Raw genomic sequence first — 18,133 nt, 5'->3', positions numbered from 1 at the left:
ACTACGATTAAGGTCTGCCTAACCTAAGGGAGCTGGCCGTTGGAGACCGCAAGGTGACGGGCAAGAGAGTGCGCCCTGTCCTTCTCGTGACACTGCTGGGCGCCGTCCTGGCCGTGCTCTGCCTGCTCTCACTGGCGCTCGGCGCGGCCAACGTCCCGCCGGACCAGGTGATCCGGGCCCTGTTCGGTGACGCGCCCAGCCGCTTCGTGGACAACGTCGTCTGGTCGGCGCGGATGCCCCGCACCGCGCTCGGGCTCACCGCGGGCGCGGCGCTCGGGCTGGCCGGGGCACTGATGCAGGCCCTGACCCGCAATCCGCTCGCCGACCCCGGAGTCCTCGGGGTCAGCGCCGGCGCGTCCTTCGCCATCGTGCTGGCCGTCGGCGTGCTCGGCGTCAACTCGTTGTACGGGTATGTGTGGTTCGCGTTCGCCGGAGCGCTGATCGCCACGGTGGCCGTCTATCTGCTGGGCGGTCTCGGGCGGTCCGGGATGACCCCGGTCAAACTGGCGCTCGCGGGGATCGCCGTCACCTCGATGCTGTGGTCGTTCACCCAGGCCATCGTGCTCACCGATGTGGACGCGCTGAACAAGTACCGCTTCTGGTCCGCCGGTTCGCTCGCGGAGGCGGACAACGGCATGGTCGCGCGGGTGCTGCCGTTCCTCGTCGTCGGCGCGGTGCTGGCGCTGGCCTGCGCCCCGGCCCTCAACAGCCTGGCCCTCGGCGACGACGTCGCGGCCTCGCTCGGCCGACGCCTGGGACTGGTCAGGCTGGCCGGCGTCGCCGCGATCACCCTGCTGACGGGGGGCGCCGTCGCGGTCATCGGCCCGGTCGTCTTCATCGGCCTGGTGGTGCCCCATGTGGCCCGGGTGCTCGCCCAGTCGGCGGGCATCGGCCCCGACCAGCGCTGGCTGCTGCCCCTGTCGGCGGTGCTCGCGCCCATCCTGCTGCTCACCGCGGACATCCTGGGACGCCTGGTGGCCCGGCCCACCGAGATCCAGGCGGGCGTGCTGGTCGCCTTCATCGGCGGTCCGTTCTTCATCGCCATGGTCCGCCGGCGCAACCTGGCGGAGGTATGAGCGTGCCGAACCCCGAGACCCCCCTCAAGTCCCCTTCCACCGGCCCCACCGGCGTCTCCGGCACGGTGCGTACGGCCGGCTCCGTGCGCTTCCGCACCTTCCGGATGACCCTGCCGCCCGTCTCCGGGGTCTTCCGGCCCCGGCTGGTGGCCCTGTCCCTGGTGCTCGCCGCCGGTGCGTTCGTCCTGTTCTGCTGGGGCCTGACCACCGGTGACTACCCGATCGGCTTCAGCGACGTCGTACGGGCCCTGGTGGGCTCCGGCGACCCCGGCACCGTCCTCGTGGTGCGCGAACTGCGCCTGCCCCGCGCCCTGGTGGGGCTGCTCGCCGGCATCGCGTTCGGGGTCTCCGGCGCGCTGTTCCAGACCATGACCCGCAATCCGCTGGCCAGCCCCGACATGATCGGACTCACCCAGGGCGCGGGCACCGCGGTGGTCGCGGGCATCGTCCTCGGCTGGGACGGCGGCCTGGGCACCCAGGCCCTCGGCCTCTTCGGCGCCCTGGTCACGGCCCTGACCGTGTACGCGCTGGCCTGGCGGCGCGGCACCACCGGCTACCGCATCATCCTGGTCGGCATCGGCGTGGCCTGGATCTGTACCAGCGCCACCGACTTCCTCGTGGCCAGGGGCGGCCGCTTCCAGGCGCAGGCGGCGCTCGGCTGGCTGGTCGGCAACCTCAACAACCGCACCTGGGGGCAGGTCGGCCCGCTCGCCTTCGCGCTGCTCGTGCTGCTGCCGACGGCACTGCTGCTCGGCCGGCTGCTGCGCACCCTCCAGCTCGGCGACGACGTGGCCACCGGCCTCGGGACGCGCGTACAGCCCGTACGCCTCGCCATCCTGCTCACCGGTGTCGGTCTGATCGCCTTCGCCACCGCGTCCGCGGGGCCCGTCGCCTTCGTGGCGCTCGCCGCACCGCAGATCGCGCAACGGCTGGCCGGCACGGCCTGGCCGCCCACCGTCGCCTCCGGACTGACCGGGGCGCTCGTGGTCCTGGGCGGCGACCTCATCGCCCGTACCCTCGTCTCCGGCACGGAACTGCCGGTCGGCATCGTCACCGGCGTGCTCGGCGCACCGGTCCTGCTCTGGCTGCTCGTCCGCGCCAACCGCGCGGGCTCAGGAGGTTGATCCCATGTCGGCAGATCCCACGTCGGCCGAGCCCCTGTCGACCGACCGCGCGTCGGACGACCCCGTGTCCCCCGGCCCCCTGTCGGCCCCCGACCCGGACCCCGATCTGCGGGCGAGCGGGCTGCGGCTGGCGTACGACAACCGCGTGGTGGTCGACGGCCTCGACCTGGCGGTCCCGCCCGGCCGGATCACCGCGATAGTCGGCGCCAACGCCTGTGGGAAGTCCACCCTGTTGCGGGCGCTGGCCCGGCTCCTTGCGCCGAAGGCGGGCGCCGTCCACCTCGACGGCCGGGCCCTGCAGTCCATCCCGAGCAGGGAACTCGCCCAGCGTCTCGGCATCCTGCCGCAGAGTCCGGTCGCGCCCGAGGGCCTGACCGTGGTCGACCTGGTGAACCGCGGGCGCTCACCGCACCAGACCTGGTGGCGGCAGTGGTCGAAGGCCGACGAGCAGGCCGTGCACGAGGCGCTGGCCGCCACCAACATGACGGACCTCGCCGACCGGCCCGTGGACGAACTCTCCGGCGGTCAGCGCCAGCGCGCCTGGATCGCCATGGCCGTCGCCCAGGGCACGCCCGTCCTGCTCCTCGACGAGCCGACGACATATCTCGACCTGGCCCATCAGATCGACGTCCTGGACCTGGTCACCGACCTCAACCGCCGAGAGAACCGTACGGTCGTCATGGTGCTCCACGACCTCAACCAGGCCTGCCGGTACGCCGATCACGTCGTCGCCATGAAGGCGGGGAAGGTCGTCGCCGAGGGGAGCCCGGCCGAGGTCATCACCGCCGAGACGGTCGCGGACGTCTTCGACCTGACCTGCCGCATCACGATGGACCCGGTCAGCGGCACCCCCCTGGTCATCCCGATGGGCCGCCACCACGGCGCCCCGCTGGAAGTGGCGGCAACCGACTGAATTCGGGGGCCGCCCCGAAAGGGGCGCCCCCCAAAGGGGCGCGAGGAACCGCGCGCCCAGCCACGACGCACCCGCAGACGAACGAGGACCGTTCAGCCGCCGCAGGCGCCGGCATCCGGCAGGACCGTCGTGCCGGTCCCGCCGCCGACCAGCCCGTCGAGGAGCGCGTGCGGCGCCCGTCCGTCGAGCACCCGGGCCACCCCCACCCCGCCCCGCACGGCCCGCAGACACGCCTCCATCTTGGGACCCATACCGCCGTTCAGCCCCGGCAGCAGCCGCGCCAGCTCCCCCGCACCGATCCGGTCGACGACCCGCTCGCTGCCCGGCCAGTCGGCGTACAGCCCCGGTACGTCGGTGAGGACGACCAGGGCGCGCGTCCCCAGCGCGGCGGCCAGCGCGCCGGCCGCCGTGTCCGCGTTGACGTTGTAGACCTGCCCGTCCTCGCCCCGGCCGACGGAGGAGACCACCGGGATGTGGCCGCTCTCCAACAGGACGCGTACGACCGCGGTGTTGACCTTCACCACATCCCCGACCAGCCCGATGTCCACGCGCTCACCGGCCACTTCGGCGTACCGCTTGACGGCGGTGAGGGTGTGTCCGTCCTCGCCGCTGAGACCGACCGCGTGCGGCCCGTGCTCGTTCAGCAGGCCGACCAGGTCCTTCTGGACCTTGCCCGACAGCACCATCCGTACGACCTCCATGGTCTCGGGAGTGGTGACCCGCAGCCCGTTCAGGAAGCGGGACGTGAGCCCCAGCCGGTCCAGGTGGGCGGCGATCTGCGGGCCGCCGCCGTGCACCACGACCGGCCGGACTCCCGCTCCGCGCAGGGTGAGGACGTCCTGCGCGAAGGCCCGCCGGAGCGTGTCGTCGGTCATCGCGTGGCCGCCGTACTTGACGACGACCGTGTGACCGCGCAGGGGCTCCAACGACGCGAGGCGCTCGGCCGCGCCGGGCGCGTCGGTCAGGTCCGCCGAGGCGACGGCGGCCTCGCTCACCGCCGTGTCGCTCACGCGCGGGCCGTCAAGTAGCCGCCCATCGTGCGGAAGTAGTCGGTCGCCGCGTGCTCCGCCCCGTCCTCGGTGCGTACGCGCCTGACGACCAGCCCGCGCAGCCGGCCGTTCCTCGCCTCCGCGCCCGCGACGATGACCACTCCGTCGCCCTCCCGGATGAAGATCCGCCCCGGTGTACCGCCGTAACGGCCCTCGGACACCGCGGACTCGACGATCCTGATCCGCTGCCCGCGGTGGTGGGTGAACGCGTTCGGGTACGGGTCGCACTGGGCCCGTACGAGCCGCTCGATGTCCTCGGCCGGCCAGGTCCAGTCGATCCGGCTGTCCTCCAGGGACCGCTTGTGGAAGAAGCTGGCCCTGCTGCGGTCCTGCGGTATCCACCGGGCGCGGCCCGAGGCGATGAGGTCGAGCGACTCGTTCACGACCGGGCCGATCAGGTCGACCGTGCGGTGGAACAGGTCGGCGACGGTGTCGGCCGCGCCGACCGGCACGGCGCGCTGCAACAGGACGTCACCCGCGTCGAGTTCGGCGTTCATCCGGTGGGCGGTGACACCGACCTCCCGCTCGCCGTTGATCAGCGCCCAGATCAGCGGGGAGAAGCCCGCGTACGCCGGGAGCAGCGAGTCATGGATGTTGAGCGTGCCGTGCGGCGGCAGGTCGAAGACCTCCGGGGGCAGCACGGTACGCCAGTTGTTGGCGACGATCAGGTCCGGCTCCGCGTCCTTGAGAGCGGTGAGCAGCTCGGCGTCGTCGGGCCGGTTGCGCAGCAGCACCGGCACACCGTGCTTCGCGGCCAGGTCGGCCACCGAGTCGTCCCAGATCTTCTCGTACACGTGGTCGCTCTTGGGGTGGGTGACGGCCAGGACCACTTCGTGGTCCGACTCCAGCAGAGCCTGGAGGGTGCGATGCCCCCAGGTCTGGTACCCGAACATGACGACCCGCATAGTCGATCCTCTCTTAGGACACACCATTGCAAGGTAAGGCTAACCTTATTTAACATCAGTGGCGTCTAGGGGAAGGAAAAGTTGCGGTGAACGCACTGCACGACGAGCCGGACGCCGTCCTTGACGTGCTCGGTATAGGGTTCGGGCCGTCAAATCTCGCACTGGCCATCGCGGTTGAGGAACACAACGCCCAAGCCGCACCGGAGGAGCGGATCCGCGCGGGATTCCTGGAGCGTCAGCCGTCCTTCGGCTGGCACCGGGGAATGCTCATCGAAGACGCCACGATGCAGGTCTCCTTTCTCAAGGACCTGGTCACCATGCGCGACCCGACCAGCGACTTCAGCTTCCTGTGCTTCCTGCGGGAGCGGGGCAGGATGGTGGACTTCCTCAACGCGAAGACGCTGTTCCCGCTGCGGATCGAGTTCCACGAGTACTTCGAGTGGGCCGCCGCCAGGGTCGCGCATCTCGTCGACTACTCCGACGAGGTCGTGTCCGTCGAGCCGGTGACGGGGCCGGACGGCGAGATCCGCTGGCTGGACGTCGTCAGCCGCGTACCCGGGGCACCCGGCACACCCGGGCGGACCATCACCCGACGGGCCCGGAACATCTCGGTGGCCGTCGGCCTGGAGCCGCACCTGCCGCCCGACACCGCCCTGTCGGACCGCATCTGGCACAACAGCCAACTCGTCCCACGCGTGAAGGAGTTGAACGCCTCCGGCGATTCGGTCGGCCGCGTCCTGGTGCTCGGCGCGGGCCAGAGCGCCGCCGAGGCGCTCGACCACCTGCACCGCTCCTTCCCCGAGGCGGAGATCTGCGCGATCTTCGCCAAGTACGGGTACACGCCGGCCGACGACAGCCCGTTCGCCAACCGGATCTTCGACCCGGAGGCCGTGGACGTGTACTTCCGGTCCACGCCGGAGGTGAAACAGTCCCTGGTCGACTACCACCGCTCCACCAACTACTCGGTGGTCGACATGGACCTCATCGAGTCGCTGTACGCGACGATGTACCGCGAGAAGGTCCAGGGCAGGGAGCGGCTCCAGCTGCGCAACGTGTCCCGCATCAGGGACGTACGCGGTTTCGACGACCATCTGGAGGTCACCGTCGAGTATCTCCCCACCGGGGAACGGGAGGTGATCTCCGCGGACGTGCTGGTCCACGCGACCGGCTACCGCCCCAGAGACCTCGACAGCCTCCTGGGGAGAACCGCGAAGCTCTGCCTGCGGGACGACAAGGACGCCGTACGCGTCGGGCGCGACCACCGTGTCGAGCTCACTCCGGACATCTCCGCGGGCATCTATCTGCAAGGTGCGACCGAGCACACGCACGGTCTCACCTCGACCCTGCTGTCCACCACGGCGGTGCGGTCCGGGGAGATCCTCGACTCCCTGATCGCCCACCGCACGGACGACTTGGCGGCGCGGACCGGCTGACACCGACCGGTCGACACAGGCCGGCCACGGGGATCGGCCACGGGGGTCGATCGCCCGGCCCGGGTGCGGCGTCACGGATCCACGTGCCGTCGCCCCGGGCGGGCGGCTCCCGCACCACCGCACACGTACACCGCGGCCCTCACTGGGCAGTGCCATGGTCAGCAACTTAGAGTAGCCTCACCTAAGTTTTCTTCGTCCGATCCCGGAGGGGTTGCGGGTGAGTCCTACATATCCGTCGGGACGTGACGTCCTGCGGGAGTCCGTCAGGGAGCAGCGCCGCGATGTCGCTCTCGGCTCGCTGCTCGGCTCCGGACACCAAGTAGGGGAAGCCCTCGTCCCCGTCCTGATCGGGGTCGTGATCGACCGGGCCGTCACCGGCTCCGACACCGGCGCCCTGTTCCTCTGGCTCGGTGTACTCGCCGTGGTCTACGTCGCCCTGGCGCTCTCCTTCCGCCTCGGCGCCTGGGCCGGCGACCGGTCCGCGGCACGGGCCGAACACTCCCTGCGCATCGCCCTCGTACGACGGGTCCTGCACCCCGGCGGTGGCGCCGAGGACGGCCGGCTGCCCGGGGCCCTCGCCAACATCGCGACCGAGGACGCCAAGCGGGTCGGCAGCGTCAACACGGCCGTGATGTACGGGATCGCCTCCCTGGTGGGCATCCTCACCTGCGCCTTCGTCCTGCTGCGCACGTCGGTCCTGCTCGGCCTCGTGGTCCTGCTGGGCACGCCCGTACTGCTCTGGCTCGGACACCTGCTGAGCAAGCCCCTGGAGACCCGCAGCGAGGCCGAGCAGGAGCGGGCTGCTCACGCCTCCGCTGTGGCCGCCGATCTGGTGGCCGGCCTCAGGATCCTCAAGGGCATCGGCGGCGAGTCGGCGGCCATCGCCCGCTACCGCACCACCAGCCGCGACTCCCTGCAGGCCACGCTGAAGGCCGCCCGCGCACAGGCCTTCCAGAGCGGCATGGTGCTGTCCTTGACCGGCTGCCTGATCGCCGTCGTCGCACTGGTCGGCGGACGGCTGGCCGCCGAAGGAACCATCAGCCTGGGCCAGTTGGTGTCGGCGGTCGGGCTCGCGCTCTTCCTGGTCGGCCCGCTCGAAGTGCTCGCCTGGGTCAACGCCGAACTCGCCCAGGGCCGCGCCTCGGCCGGGCGGGTCGCGGAGGTCCTGGCCACCGCGCACGGCGTCACGGCCGGCGGCCGCGGCCTGCCCCAGCCGGTGCGCGGCGCCGTGCGACTGGCCGGCCTCAGCCATGGCGGGCTGCGCGAGGTGGACCTGGACATCGAGCCCGGCGAACTGCTGGGCGTGGTCGCGACCGACCCCGCCCACGCCATCGATCTGCTGCGCTGTCTGGCCCGGCGCTGCGACCCCGACGCCGGCACGGTGGAACTGGACGGCGTGTCCCTGCGGGACCTGGACCCGGCCGAGATGCGTACGGTGATGCTGGTGGCCGAGCACGACGCGGACCTCTTCGAAGGCACCGTCCGCGACAACGTCACAGCCGCCGCCCCCGAGTCGGGCGACCCCGAACCCGCCATGACGGCGGCCGGGGTGGCCCAGGTCGCGCAGACCCTGCCCGAGGGCGAGGACACCGCGGTCAGCGAGCGCGGCCGCTCCCTCTCGGGCGGTCAGCGCCAACGGGTGGCCCTCGCCCGCGCGTTGGCGGCCGACCGGGCCGTCCTGGTGGTCCACGATCCGACCACGGCGGTCGACGCGGTGACCGAGGCGGGCATCGCGGCCGGACTGCGCGAGGCCCGCAAGGGCCGCACCACCGTGCTGGTGACCACCAGCCCCGCGCTGCTCTCCGTGACCGACCGGGTGGTGCTGCTCGTCGACGGCCGGATCACCGACACGGCCCCGCACGCGGAGCTGACGGCCCGTCACGAGACCTACCGAGCGGCGGTACTGTCATGAGCGGCACCACCCACGACTTTCCGGCCTCCCGCGAACAGGGCGCCGACCGGCGGGAGTTGCTGCCCACGGCGACCCAGGCCCGTACCCGTGCGGCGGTACGTGAACTGATGGGCCCGCACCGGAGGTCGGCCCTCGGCGGCTTCGCCATGATGGTCGTGGCGACCGCCGTCGGCCTGCTGGTCCAGCCGCTGCTGGGCCGCATCGTGGACCTGGTCGCCGACCACCGTCCGCCGGGCAGCATCACCCTGCCGGTCGTCCTGCTGGTCCTCGTCGCCCTCGCGCAGGGCGGCACCACCGTGCTGGGGCTGTCCCTCGTGTCCCGGCTCGGCGAGACCGTCCTCGCCCAACTGCGCGAGCGGTTCGTCGAGAAGGCCCTGCGGCTGCCCCTGGAACAGGTGGAGAAGGCGGGCGCCGGCGACCTCACCGCCCGGGTCACCCGGGACGTCTCGGTGGTGGGCGAGGCGGTGCGCTCGGCCCTGCCCGAACTGGCCCGCTCGCTGCTGGCCATCGCGCTGACCCTGGTGGCGATGGCCGCGCTGGACTGGCGGTTCTTCCTCGCGGCGCTCGTCGCGGTGCCCGTCCAGGCCACTACCGCCCGCTGGTACGTACGCAACGCCGTGCCCCTCTACGCCGAGCAGCGGATCGCGACGGGGGCACAGCAGCAGCAGTTGCTGGACACCGTCGCGGGCGCCGGCACCGTACGGGCGTTCCGCCTGGAGGAGGAGCACACCGCGCGGGTGACCCGGCGGTCGGCGGCGGCGGTCGAGCTGACACTGCGTGGCGTACGGCTGGTGCTCGACTTCTACAACCGGCTGCACGTGGCCGAGTACGCAGGACTCGCGGCGGTCCTCGTCACCGGGTTCCTGCTGGTGCGCGGCGGGTCGGTGTCCATCGGCACGGCCACCGCCGCCGCGCTCTACTTCCACAGCCTGTTCACGCCGGTCAACTCGGCGCTGGTCCTCCTGGACGACGCGCAGTCGGCCACCGCGGCACTCGCCCGGCTCGTCGGGGTGGCCGATCAGCCGTCGCACGAGCCGTCGTCCACGGACGCGCAAACCACCGCCCCTGCCACCGCCGCCGGTGACGGCCCCGGCACCGTCACCGTGACGGGCATCCACCACTCCTACGAGCCCGGCCGCCCCGTCCTGCACGACGTGGACCTCACACTCCGGGCGGGCGAACGGGTCGCCCTGGTCGGCGTGAGCGGCGCGGGCAAGACCACACTGGCCAAGCTCATCGCGGGCGTGCACCGTCCGACATCCGGCGCGGTACACGTGACCACCGGCCCCGAGACCAACTCCGACACCGGCACCGGCACCGGCGCGTCCGGGAAGGGCGCGTCCGGGAAGGGCGCGTCCGGGAAGGGCGCGTCCGGGAAGGGCCTGCCCGTCGCCCTCGTCACCCAGGAGACGCATGTCTTCGCCGGACCGCTCGCGGACGATCTGCGTCTCGCGCGGTCCGACGCCGGTGACGACGAGCTGCGTACGGCGCTGGCCACGGTGGACGCCCTCGACTGGGCCGACGCGCTGCCCGAGGGCCTGGACACGGTCGTCGGCGACGGCGGGCACCGCCTCACCTCCGCCCAGGTCCAGCAGCTCGCCCTGGCACGCCTGGTCCTCGCCGACCCGCCGGTGGCCGTACTGGACGAGGCCACGGCGGAAGCGGGAAGCACCGGCGCCCGCCTCCTGGAGCAGGCCGCCGACCGGGCGGTCGAGGGCCGCACGGCGCTGATCGTCGCGCACCGCCTCACCCAGGCCGCCACCGCGGACCGGATCGTCGTCATGCACGACGGCCGGATCGTGGAGAGCGGCACCCATGACGAGCTGTGCGCCGCGGCCGGCCCCTACGCCTCCCTGTGGGCGGCGTGGTCCGGGACCCGCGGCCCGGCCGACCGGACCCCCACGCACCATCACCGCCCCGACACCACCAGCCCTGACACCACCACCGTGAAGGACCACTGATGCCCGGCTCCTCCAGAGGCGCACGCCTTGTCGCGGCGCTCGCCTCCGCGCTCCTCCTGTTCAGCACCGCAGCGGCCTGCGGCTCCGATGACGACGACTCCGACGCGGCCGGTTCGGACAAGTCCGTGTCCTCGAACAGCGCCTTCCCGGTGACCCTGGCCCACAAATACGGCAGTACCACCGTCAAGTCCGAGCCGAAGCGGATCGTCACGGTCGGGCTGACCGACCAGGACGCCGTACTGGCTCTCGGCAAGGTGCCCGTGGGGACCACCGAGTGGCTCGGCGGCTACAAGGGCGCCATCGGCCCCTGGGCCACCGACAAACTGGGCAGCGGGAAGGTCCCGACCGTGCTCAAGGACACCGGCACGGGTCCGCAGACCGAGAAGATCGCCGAGCTCAGGCCCGACCTGATTCTCGCCGTCTACGGCGGTCTCACGAAGGACCAGTACACGACCCTCTCGAAGTTCGCCCCGGTCGTGGCCCAGCCGAAGCAGTACAACGACTTCGGGGTGCCGTGGCAGCAGCAGACCGAGATCATCGGCAAGGCGCTCGGCAAGGAGTCCGAGGCGAAGGACCTGGTGAAGGGCGTCCAGTCCGACTTCGCGACCGCCGCCAAGGACCATCCGGACTTCGCGGGGGCCAGCGCCGTGATGGCGACGCCGTACGAGGGCACCTTCGTCTTCGGCAGCCAGGACTCCCGCTCGCGGGTCCTGACGGACCTCGGCTTCGAACTGCCGACGGACCTCGACAAGGTCATCGGGGACAAGTTCGGCGCCAACATCAGCAAGGAACGCACCGACCTGCTGGACACCGACGCCGTCGTCTGGATCGTCACGGACCGGGCGAAGGACGAGGCCAAACTCCACAAGAACGCGCTCTACGCCGATCTCGACGTGGTGAAGCAGGGCCGTGAGGTGCTGGTCGAGGAGTCCAGCGACTACGGCAACTCGGTGTCCTTCGTCTCCGTGCTGAGCCTGCCGTACATGCTGGAGCGCCTGGTCCCGCAGCTGGCCGCGGCCGTGGACGGCGACACCGCCACGAAGGTGACCGAACCGACTTCCTAAGGTCACCTCGCGGTTACGGCGGGGACCAGCGGATACAAGATCCGGGGGCACGGACCTTCCGTGGCCCCGGACCTCGACCCCGGACCACGGACGTCCGGCCCGGACGTCCGCCCCCGGACCCCGTTGTGTCGGGCGACACGCTCGCGACACCAGACGCTGAAAGTATGATCAACCAATGTCTGACATGACCGAAACCACGCCCGGCTGGCTGACTCGCGACGACCTGGAGCAGGCCCGCGCCCGCATGCCGATCCTGTACGTCGAGGCCGTGCCGGTGCGCGTCGACGACAGTGGCGCGGTGACCAGCATCGGACTACTGCTCCGCATGGGCTCGGGCGGTGGCGTCAGCCGCGCACTCGTCTCGGGCCGGGTGCTGCACCACGAGCGGGTCAGGGACGCACTGCTGCGCCATCTGGAGAAGGACCTCGGACCGGTCGCACTGCCCCGGGTCCCGGCCTCGCTGCAGCCCTTCACCGTCGCCGAGTACTTCCCCACACTGGGCGACACGCCGTTCCACGACCCCCGCCAGCACGCGGTGTCCCTCGCCTACATCGTCCCGGTGACCGGCGACTGCCGCCCTCGTCAGGACGCGCTCGACCTGGTCTGGTTCAGCCCCGAGGAGGCTTCGTCCGCCATGGTCCTCAACGAGATGAACGGCGGCCACGGCGCCCTGCTCAAGCAGGCCCTCGCCCATGTGGGCTGCCTGTTCTGAACCCTGGCGGGCGCCGCCCCGCTGTCCGCTGCCCGGACGTGCGCCACCGGGGCGTGCGTTCGGGCGGTTTGCGTTCGGGCAGGCGTGCGTTCAGATGGGCATGCGTGCACGCGATCGGCGTGGGCGGCGTGACCCGACCCCGCACCTGCGGACGGACGTGTCAGCTGGACGGGCGCTGCTCGTCGTAGCCGGAGCGGGCGGCTTCGACATCTCCGAGGTGGTCGACGAACCACTCCATCATGGCTTCCAGCGGGGGCCTCAGTGTCCGGCCCAGGCGGGTGACCCCGTACTCGATCGCCACCGGCTCCGTGGACACGACCACGCGCTCGACCATGCCGTCGCGCTCCAGCCGCCGCAGGCACGCCGTCAGGGACTTCGGTGTGACGGCCGGGAGTTGCTGCCGAAGTTCGTTGAAGCGCCGGGGGCGCTCGCACAACGCGTCCAGCACCAGCAGAGACCACTTGCCGAACAACTGGTTGAGCAGACGGCGGCCGTCGTCATCGAGCTCTGCTGGGTTCACGTCGGTCTCCTCGGCGATACCTGATTTCGTTGCAGTGTACTTCTGCTACTAGGTATACAAGGGATATCAAGCAGCCGCCAGGCGATCACGGCGCGGAAGCGCCATGCCCTGATACGAGGAGCCATGCATGACCGACAAGGTGGTCACCGTTCCCCGGCCCGCGCACCGCGACGTCTTCGTTTCCCACGCCTGTCCCGAGCAGCAGGTGGACCTCGGGGAGATCGTGATGAACTACGCGGAAGCGGGGTCACCCGACAAGCCGGCGCTCCTGCTCGTTCCCGAGCAGACGGGCTCCTGGTGGAGCTACGAGCCGGCGATCGAGCTCCTCGCCGAGGACTTCCACGTGTTCGCCGTCGACCTGCGCGGGCAGGGACGGAGCACCTGGACGCCGAAGCGGTACAGCCTCGACAACTTCGGGAACGACCTGGTGCGCTTCATCTCGCTGGTGATCCGGCGTCCGGTCATCGTGTCGGGGAACTCGTCCGGTGGGGTCCTGGCCGCCTGGCTGTCGGCGTATTCGCTCCCCGGCCAGATCCGCGGCGCGCTCTGCGAGGACGCGCCGTTCTTCGCCTCCGAGCTCGTCCCCGCGGTGGGGCACAACATACGTCAGGGGGCGGGCCCGCTCTTCGAGCTGCTCAGCAGACACCTCGGCGATCAGTGGTCCGTCGGCGACTGGGCCGCCTTCGGCGCCGCCGCCGAGGCCTCGTCGTCGCAACTCGCGCGCTTCTTCCCGGCGGACGCGGAGCCGCCCCAGAACCTCAAGGAATACGACCCCGAATGGGCACGGGCGTTCTTCGAGGGGACCGTCGGCCTGAACTCCCCCCACGACCGGATGCTGGCGCAGGTCAGGACACCCGTCCTGATCACCCATCACCACCGGGCCGTCGATCCGCAGACGGGCGATGTCGTCGGGTCGCTCTCCGACGAGCAGGCCCGGAAGGCTCAGGACCTCATGGAGTCCGCGGGCGTCGAGGTCCACTACGCGTCGTATCCCGACGCGCACCACATGATGCACCGCTTCGACCCGGCGCTCTACGTGAAGCTGCTGACCGAGTGGGCCTCGGCCCTCCCGGCGGAATGACATCGGACGGGCACTCCGCGAAAGGGGCTCCACAGGCTCTCGCCCGCGAAGCCCCTTCGCGCTGCCGGAACGACGGCCGGCCGCCGCGGGCCTACTGCTCCGCCACGACGGGGTGGAGGTAGAAGGTCTCGTTCGCGACGGGCAGGTTCGACAGTTGGTCGGGCCACTGGATGACCCAGGTGCCGTCACCGTTGTCGTTGCCGCGGATGTTGGCGTACAGGCCGGTGGCGTTGTTGCGGATCAGGGTCAGGTTCGGCATCCGCGGCACCGGGTGTTCGAGAGTGAAGTTCTGGGTGTCGCGCTGGTTGCCGCCGGGGTCGGGCAGGCCGTCGATGTCGTGGCAGTCCCAGATGTTGAGGTAGTCGCCCGCGCCGGAGGACTGGCCGTTCGCCACGTCGAGGCACTTGTCGTTGTCGACGCTCATGAAGCGGTACATGATGTGCCCGGTACTGGTGGACGTGCCGATCGGCTGGAGCCGCCAGCGCTGGTTGGTCCCGCCGTTCGCGTGGTACTGGATCACATGGGTGCCATTGGCGTCCTGGGCCTCGTAGACGTCCAGGAGCCGTTCGCTGTTGTCCGCGTGGACGGTGAGTTGCGCGGGTTCGGCACCGGCGCGCATGGCCAGGAAGTAGACCGGCCAGTGGTCGCTGCCGCGGTTGATACCGACCGTGGCCTGCCAGTTGTCGGTCTCCACGTTCGTGACGAGGTAGTCGAGTTCGCCGCCGCCCTGGTGGGTGGCCTGGCCGGCGTTGTAGACCCGGGCGTCCGGGGGGAGGTTGAGAGCGGCGGCGAGCGCCGGCGGGAGGTTGAAGTCGCCCAGTACCGCCCAGTGGTTGATGCCGCGGCCGACGGCCTCGTCGGCGACGTCCTGCACGAGTGCGCGGACGTCGAAACCGGTTCCCGAGGCGGCGTGGATGGAGGCGAACACGACGTCGTCGGCGGGGTCGGTGACCATCAGCGCCGAGCGGTAGTAGCCGGGCACCTCCACCACTTCACCGGGGTCGAAGGTGGTGGCGATGGCCAGATTGCGCGATGCCTGGCGCAGGATGTAGAGGTTGCGGAAGTTGCCGCCCCCGATGTCCCAGAAGTATCTGTCGATGTTGCCCGTGGTGCCTAAATAGGTCGCCGAGGCGGGGGCCACGTTGGGCACTTCCTGCAGGGCCAGCACGGTGTTGTCCCGTGCGATCGCCGCGGCGCCCTGCCAGCGGTCACTGCCGACCTGCATGTTCCAGGTCGCCACCCGGTGGGTGTCCGGGTCGGCCGCCTGCGCGGCTCCCCCACCGCCGACGAGGAGCGCGGACAGGAAGAGCAAGGTCAGCAGCACGGTCGCGACGCGACGGACCGGGCCGCCGACGCGTCCTGCACCAACAGCGGCATGACGGAGCATCAGTGGATTCATGACACACAGTCTGCGTACGGGACACAGCGGACACACACTCAAATCGAGGCATTCTCCGTCACCACTCGGCCACTGCCTCGACCGCCGGAGCCCTGCGGAAAACCCCGGCAACGACCGAGGGCCGGTTTCGGATACTCCCGAAACCGGCCCTCGACTACGACTGTCTCCAGTCGGGACGACAGGATTTGAACCTGCGACCCCTTGACCCCCAGTCAAGTGCGCTACCAAGCTGCGCCACGTCCCGATGCCCGTTGTGACCTGGGGTTTCCCCTGGCTGAACGTGCATCGAAACAATACCGCACTCGGGTCGGTGGTCGCGCACACCTTTTGTTCCGCGCAGTGCTCCGCGCAGCGTCCCGCAGCCGTCGCTTGACCTCAACCTTCCTTGAGGTTGCACGATCGTCCGTATGACGACAACAGCGGAGGAACACCCCCACGGGCACCGGTACGAGGAGCTGCCCGGTCTGATGCGGCTGATGAGCGGGGACGAGAAGCACGGGCCCGCGGCGACATCCACACTCGACGCGCTCTGGGTGCTCTACGACCGGGTCCTGCGGGTCGGCCCCGAGCGGACGGACGACCCGGGGCGGGACAGGTTCCTGCTCTCCAAGGGCCATGGGCCGATGGCGTACTACGCGGTGCTCGCCGCCAAGGGGTTCGTACCGGTCGGACTGCTGCCGGGATTCGGGTCGTACGACTCCCCGCTCGGCCACCATCCGGACCGCGTGCTCGTGCCCGGCGCCGAGATCGGCAGCGGTTCGCTGGGACACGGGCTGCCGATCGCAGTCGGCACGGCACTGGGACTGCGGGCCCAAGGACTCCACGACCCGCGGGTGTGGGTGCTCGTCGGGGACGCCGAGCTGGACGAGGGCAGCAACCACGAGGCCATCGCCTACGCCGGGCCCGCCGGTCTCGACCGGCTGCACACCGTCGTGATCGACAACTCCTCCGCGAGCTGGGCGCTGCCCGGCGGGATCGCCGCGCGGTTCGAGGCCGCGGGCTGGTCCACCGCGACCGTCGACGGCCGGGACCACGAGGCGCTGTACGCCGCGTTCACCGCGCCTCACCCGGGGCGGCCCCATGCGGTCGTCGCCCGGGTCGAGCCGAAGGACCTCTGAGACATCACACCCGTCCGTCCGCTTCTCTCCTGCTCTTCTCTCCTGATCTCTTCTCTCCTGAAAGGCCTTCGCCCATGGACTCGATGCGTGAACGGTTCGCCCCCGTCGTGTCGCGACTGCTCGACGAGGACCCGCGCGTCGCCGTCGTGCTCGCCGAGATCGGACTGGCCGGCTTCGAGGAGACCCGGCACCGGCATCCGGACCGTGTGATCAACGTCGGTATCCGCGAGCAGCTGCTGATCGGAGCGGGCGCGGGCCTGGCGCTCGCCGGTCTTCGGCCCGTGGTGCACACGTTCGCCAGCTTCCTCGTCGAGCGGCCCTTCGAGCAGGTGAAGCTCGATCTCGGGCACCAGGACGTGGGCGCGGTGCTGGTCAGCGCCGCCGCGTCGTTCGACTGGCCGGCGGGCGGCTACACCCATATGTCTCCCGGCGACGTCGCCCTGCTCGGCACCCTGGACGGCTGGACCGTGCACGTGCCGGGGCACCCGGACGAGGCCGAGACCCTGCTGCGGCACGCCGTCGCGGCGGGCGACGACAAGGTGTACGTACGCCTGTCCGAGCAGGCCAACACCCACGCTCTCCCCGTCGACGGCAGCCGGTTCCACACGCTCCGCGAGGGGCGGGCCGGTGTGGTCGTGGCGGTCGGGCCCATGCTCGACGCGGTGCTCGACGCCGCGGAGGGGCTCGATGTCACCGTGCTGTACGCGACCACCGTGCGCCCCTTCGACTCGGCCGCGCTGCGCCGTGCCACGGAAACAGCCGGCACCGACGTGGTGCTGGTCGAGCCCTATCTGGCCGGGACCTCGGCGGCCGCCGTGAACGACGCCCTCGTGGACCTGCCGCACCGCGTGCTCGGCCTCGGTGTCGGCCGCCGTGAGCTGCGCCGCTACGGCCTCGTCGAGGAACATGTGGCCGCGCACGGACTGGACTCGGCGACCCTGCGGTCGCGGATCAGCGGGTTCCTGAACGGGAGGGCGGCGGTGTGACGGACGGGCGGGTGACGGTGTGACGGCGGGGCGGACGGTCACACCGTCACCCGCCCGCCCCGCCATCACCCACCCGCTCCCCCGAGCGCCCCCGGCCGCCCCCGGTGACTTCGGTGGGATCACGACCCCCGTGTGCCGCGCTCCCACCTGCCTCGGATCATGCCACCCGCCACTGACAACGCCCCCTGACCATCGAGAACGTCCTCGATCGCCCGTGCGAACGCCCCTCAACCGCCCGCCGGGAGGCCCAACTCCGGGTAGGAATCCAGCAACCGGGGCGGAGCCGCCTGCCGCCAGGAGTCCGCGAGGATGTCACGCAGCTCGTCCGGGCTCTCCAGCGCGGCGAGCCGCACACGCACCCAGGCGGATCCGGCCTCGTGATCGGCGACCCAGAACTTCTCCGGTTCCGCGAGGACCAGTTCGTCGCGCTCCACCTTCGGACAGCGCACAGCCATGGAGGTCTCCTCCTCGGGCAGCGTGACGAACATCTTCCCCGCCACCCTGAAGGTGGGCATGCTCCAGGCGGTCTTCTCCACCGTGTCCGGCAGAGAGAGACAGATTCGGCGTACGTCATCGGCATCCTGCATGGAACGCACCGTAGCCAATGCCACTGACAACGACGTTCGGAGCGGTCCGCCGCACGAGCCGGTACCGCAACCGGCGGCCGATTCCCAGGAATTCACCTCCTGGGGGACCCCGGCACCGACGAAACACCAACTACTCTGACCTCAGCCGTACGACCCGTGGCCCCGCATCCCGGGTCCGACCCCACCCACACAACAGTTTCCTCTCTTCCCCCCAAGGCTTCTGCGAGCAGCCGACCGGTATGAAAGTCCTACGGGAACAGCTTCCGGTGGCCCAGAGGAAAGGCACAAAAACA

At 70.9% G+C, this 18,133-nt stretch carries 16 protein-coding genes and 1 tRNA gene; 11 read left to right on the top strand and 6 right to left on the bottom strand.

Features of this window, described 5'->3' with window-relative positions; all coding sequences use genetic code 11:
• The first annotated feature begins 68 nt into the window (after positions 1-68).
• The 3 genes from ACLVWQ_RS26320 to ACLVWQ_RS26310 all read left to right on the top strand — a co-directional run bounded on the left by ACLVWQ_RS26320 (position 69) and on the right by ACLVWQ_RS26310 (position 3,113).
• Entirely contained in the window at positions 69-1,076 is a 1,008-nt protein-coding gene (locus ACLVWQ_RS26320) for a FecCD family ABC transporter permease (RefSeq protein WP_414111649.1), read from the top strand.
• A 104-nt stretch (positions 1,077-1,180) separates the two neighbouring features.
• Complete coding sequence (locus ACLVWQ_RS26315; RefSeq protein ID WP_414111727.1) at positions 1,181-2,200, top strand: FecCD family ABC transporter permease; 1,020 nt, start codon at positions 1,181-1,183, stop codon at positions 2,198-2,200.
• 4 nt (positions 2,201-2,204) lie between these two features.
• Complete coding sequence (locus ACLVWQ_RS26310) at positions 2,205-3,113, top strand: ABC transporter ATP-binding protein (protein WP_414111648.1); 909 nt, start codon at positions 2,205-2,207, stop codon at positions 3,111-3,113.
• Between the two features lie 92 nt (positions 3,114-3,205).
• Here the strand turns inward: ACLVWQ_RS26310 and argB are convergent, their stop codons facing one another.
• Positions 3,206-4,078: an acetylglutamate kinase gene (gene argB / locus ACLVWQ_RS26305; RefSeq protein ID WP_414111726.1), complete on the bottom strand. Its 873-nt coding sequence runs from the start codon at positions 4,076-4,078 to the stop codon at positions 3,206-3,208.
• Between the two features lie 41 nt (positions 4,079-4,119).
• A complete protein-coding gene (locus tag ACLVWQ_RS26300; RefSeq protein WP_414111647.1) occupies positions 4,120-5,067 on the bottom strand; it encodes a methionyl-tRNA formyltransferase in 948 nt (315 codons plus the stop codon).
• A gap of 86 nt (positions 5,068-5,153) precedes the next feature.
• Here ACLVWQ_RS26300 and ACLVWQ_RS26295 point away from each other — a divergent pair, with 86 nt between their 5' ends.
• From ACLVWQ_RS26295 to ACLVWQ_RS26275, 5 genes are all read left to right on the top strand, one after another.
• Positions 5,154-6,500 (top strand): lysine N(6)-hydroxylase/L-ornithine N(5)-oxygenase family protein, encoded by a 1,347-nt coding sequence (locus tag ACLVWQ_RS26295; RefSeq protein WP_414111646.1) that lies wholly within the window; start codon positions 5,154-5,156, stop codon positions 6,498-6,500.
• A 217-nt stretch (positions 6,501-6,717) separates the two neighbouring features.
• Positions 6,718-8,412, top strand: a complete 1,695-nt coding sequence (locus ACLVWQ_RS26290; RefSeq protein WP_414111644.1) for an ABC transporter ATP-binding protein — start codon at positions 6,718-6,720, stop codon at positions 8,410-8,412.
• Positions 8,409-10,373, top strand: coding sequence for an ABC transporter ATP-binding protein (locus tag ACLVWQ_RS26285; protein WP_414111643.1), 1,965 nt, complete (start codon positions 8,409-8,411; stop codon positions 10,371-10,373). The genes ACLVWQ_RS26290 and ACLVWQ_RS26285 overlap by 4 nt, the downstream gene beginning before the upstream one ends.
• Positions 10,373-11,437: an iron-siderophore ABC transporter substrate-binding protein gene (locus ACLVWQ_RS26280; protein WP_414111642.1), complete on the top strand. Its 1,065-nt coding sequence runs from the start codon at positions 10,373-10,375 to the stop codon at positions 11,435-11,437. The genes ACLVWQ_RS26285 and ACLVWQ_RS26280 overlap by 1 nt, the downstream gene beginning before the upstream one ends.
• A 184-nt stretch (positions 11,438-11,621) precedes the next feature.
• Positions 11,622-12,149 carry an NUDIX hydrolase family protein gene (locus ACLVWQ_RS26275; RefSeq protein ID WP_414111725.1) on the top strand — a complete coding sequence of 176 codons (528 nt, stop codon included), beginning with the start codon at positions 11,622-11,624 and terminating at the stop codon, positions 12,147-12,149.
• Between the two features lie 160 nt (positions 12,150-12,309).
• Here ACLVWQ_RS26275 and ACLVWQ_RS26270 read toward each other — a convergent pair whose 3' ends face one another.
• Positions 12,310-12,669 carry a winged helix-turn-helix transcriptional regulator gene (locus ACLVWQ_RS26270; protein WP_414111641.1) on the bottom strand — a complete coding sequence of 120 codons (360 nt, stop codon included), beginning with the start codon at positions 12,667-12,669 and terminating at the stop codon, positions 12,310-12,312.
• A 127-nt stretch (positions 12,670-12,796) separates the two neighbouring features.
• Here ACLVWQ_RS26270 and ACLVWQ_RS26265 point away from each other — a divergent pair, with 127 nt between their 5' ends.
• Positions 12,797-13,750, top strand: coding sequence for an alpha/beta fold hydrolase (locus ACLVWQ_RS26265; protein WP_414111640.1), 954 nt, complete (start codon positions 12,797-12,799; stop codon positions 13,748-13,750).
• A 91-nt stretch (positions 13,751-13,841) separates the two neighbouring features.
• On the opposite strand, the gene ACLVWQ_RS26260 is transcribed toward ACLVWQ_RS26265, so the two are convergent.
• The gene (locus ACLVWQ_RS26260) at positions 13,842-15,149 is read right to left on the bottom strand and encodes an RICIN domain-containing protein (RefSeq protein ID WP_414111639.1); all 1,308 of its coding nucleotides are present in this window, start codon (positions 15,147-15,149) and stop codon (positions 13,842-13,844) included.
• A gap of 170 nt (positions 15,150-15,319) precedes the next feature.
• Positions 15,320-15,393, bottom strand: a tRNA-Pro gene (locus tag ACLVWQ_RS26255).
• A 163-nt stretch (positions 15,394-15,556) separates the two neighbouring features.
• Between ACLVWQ_RS26255 and ACLVWQ_RS26250 the strand changes: the two genes are divergently transcribed.
• Both ACLVWQ_RS26250 and ACLVWQ_RS26245 read left to right on the top strand, forming a co-directional pair.
• Positions 15,557-16,267, top strand: coding sequence for a transketolase (locus ACLVWQ_RS26250; RefSeq protein WP_414111638.1), 711 nt, complete (start codon positions 15,557-15,559; stop codon positions 16,265-16,267).
• Between the two features lie 74 nt (positions 16,268-16,341).
• Positions 16,342-17,253 (top strand): transketolase family protein, encoded by a 912-nt coding sequence (locus tag ACLVWQ_RS26245; RefSeq protein ID WP_414111637.1) that lies wholly within the window; start codon positions 16,342-16,344, stop codon positions 17,251-17,253.
• Positions 17,254-17,480: 227 nt separating this feature from the next.
• Here the strand turns inward: ACLVWQ_RS26245 and ACLVWQ_RS26240 are convergent, their stop codons facing one another.
• Complete coding sequence (locus ACLVWQ_RS26240; protein ID WP_414111636.1) at positions 17,481-17,840, bottom strand: MmcQ/YjbR family DNA-binding protein; 360 nt, start codon at positions 17,838-17,840, stop codon at positions 17,481-17,483.
• Positions 17,841-18,133 lie beyond the last annotated feature (293 nt).

It is taken from the genome of Streptomyces sp. CWNU-52B, assembly GCF_047444975.1.
Lineage (GTDB): Bacteria > Actinomycetota > Actinomycetes > Streptomycetales > Streptomycetaceae > Streptomyces.
Note: the sequence above shows the minus strand (reverse complement) of the source record. Positions and strands in the feature narration are given on the sequence as shown.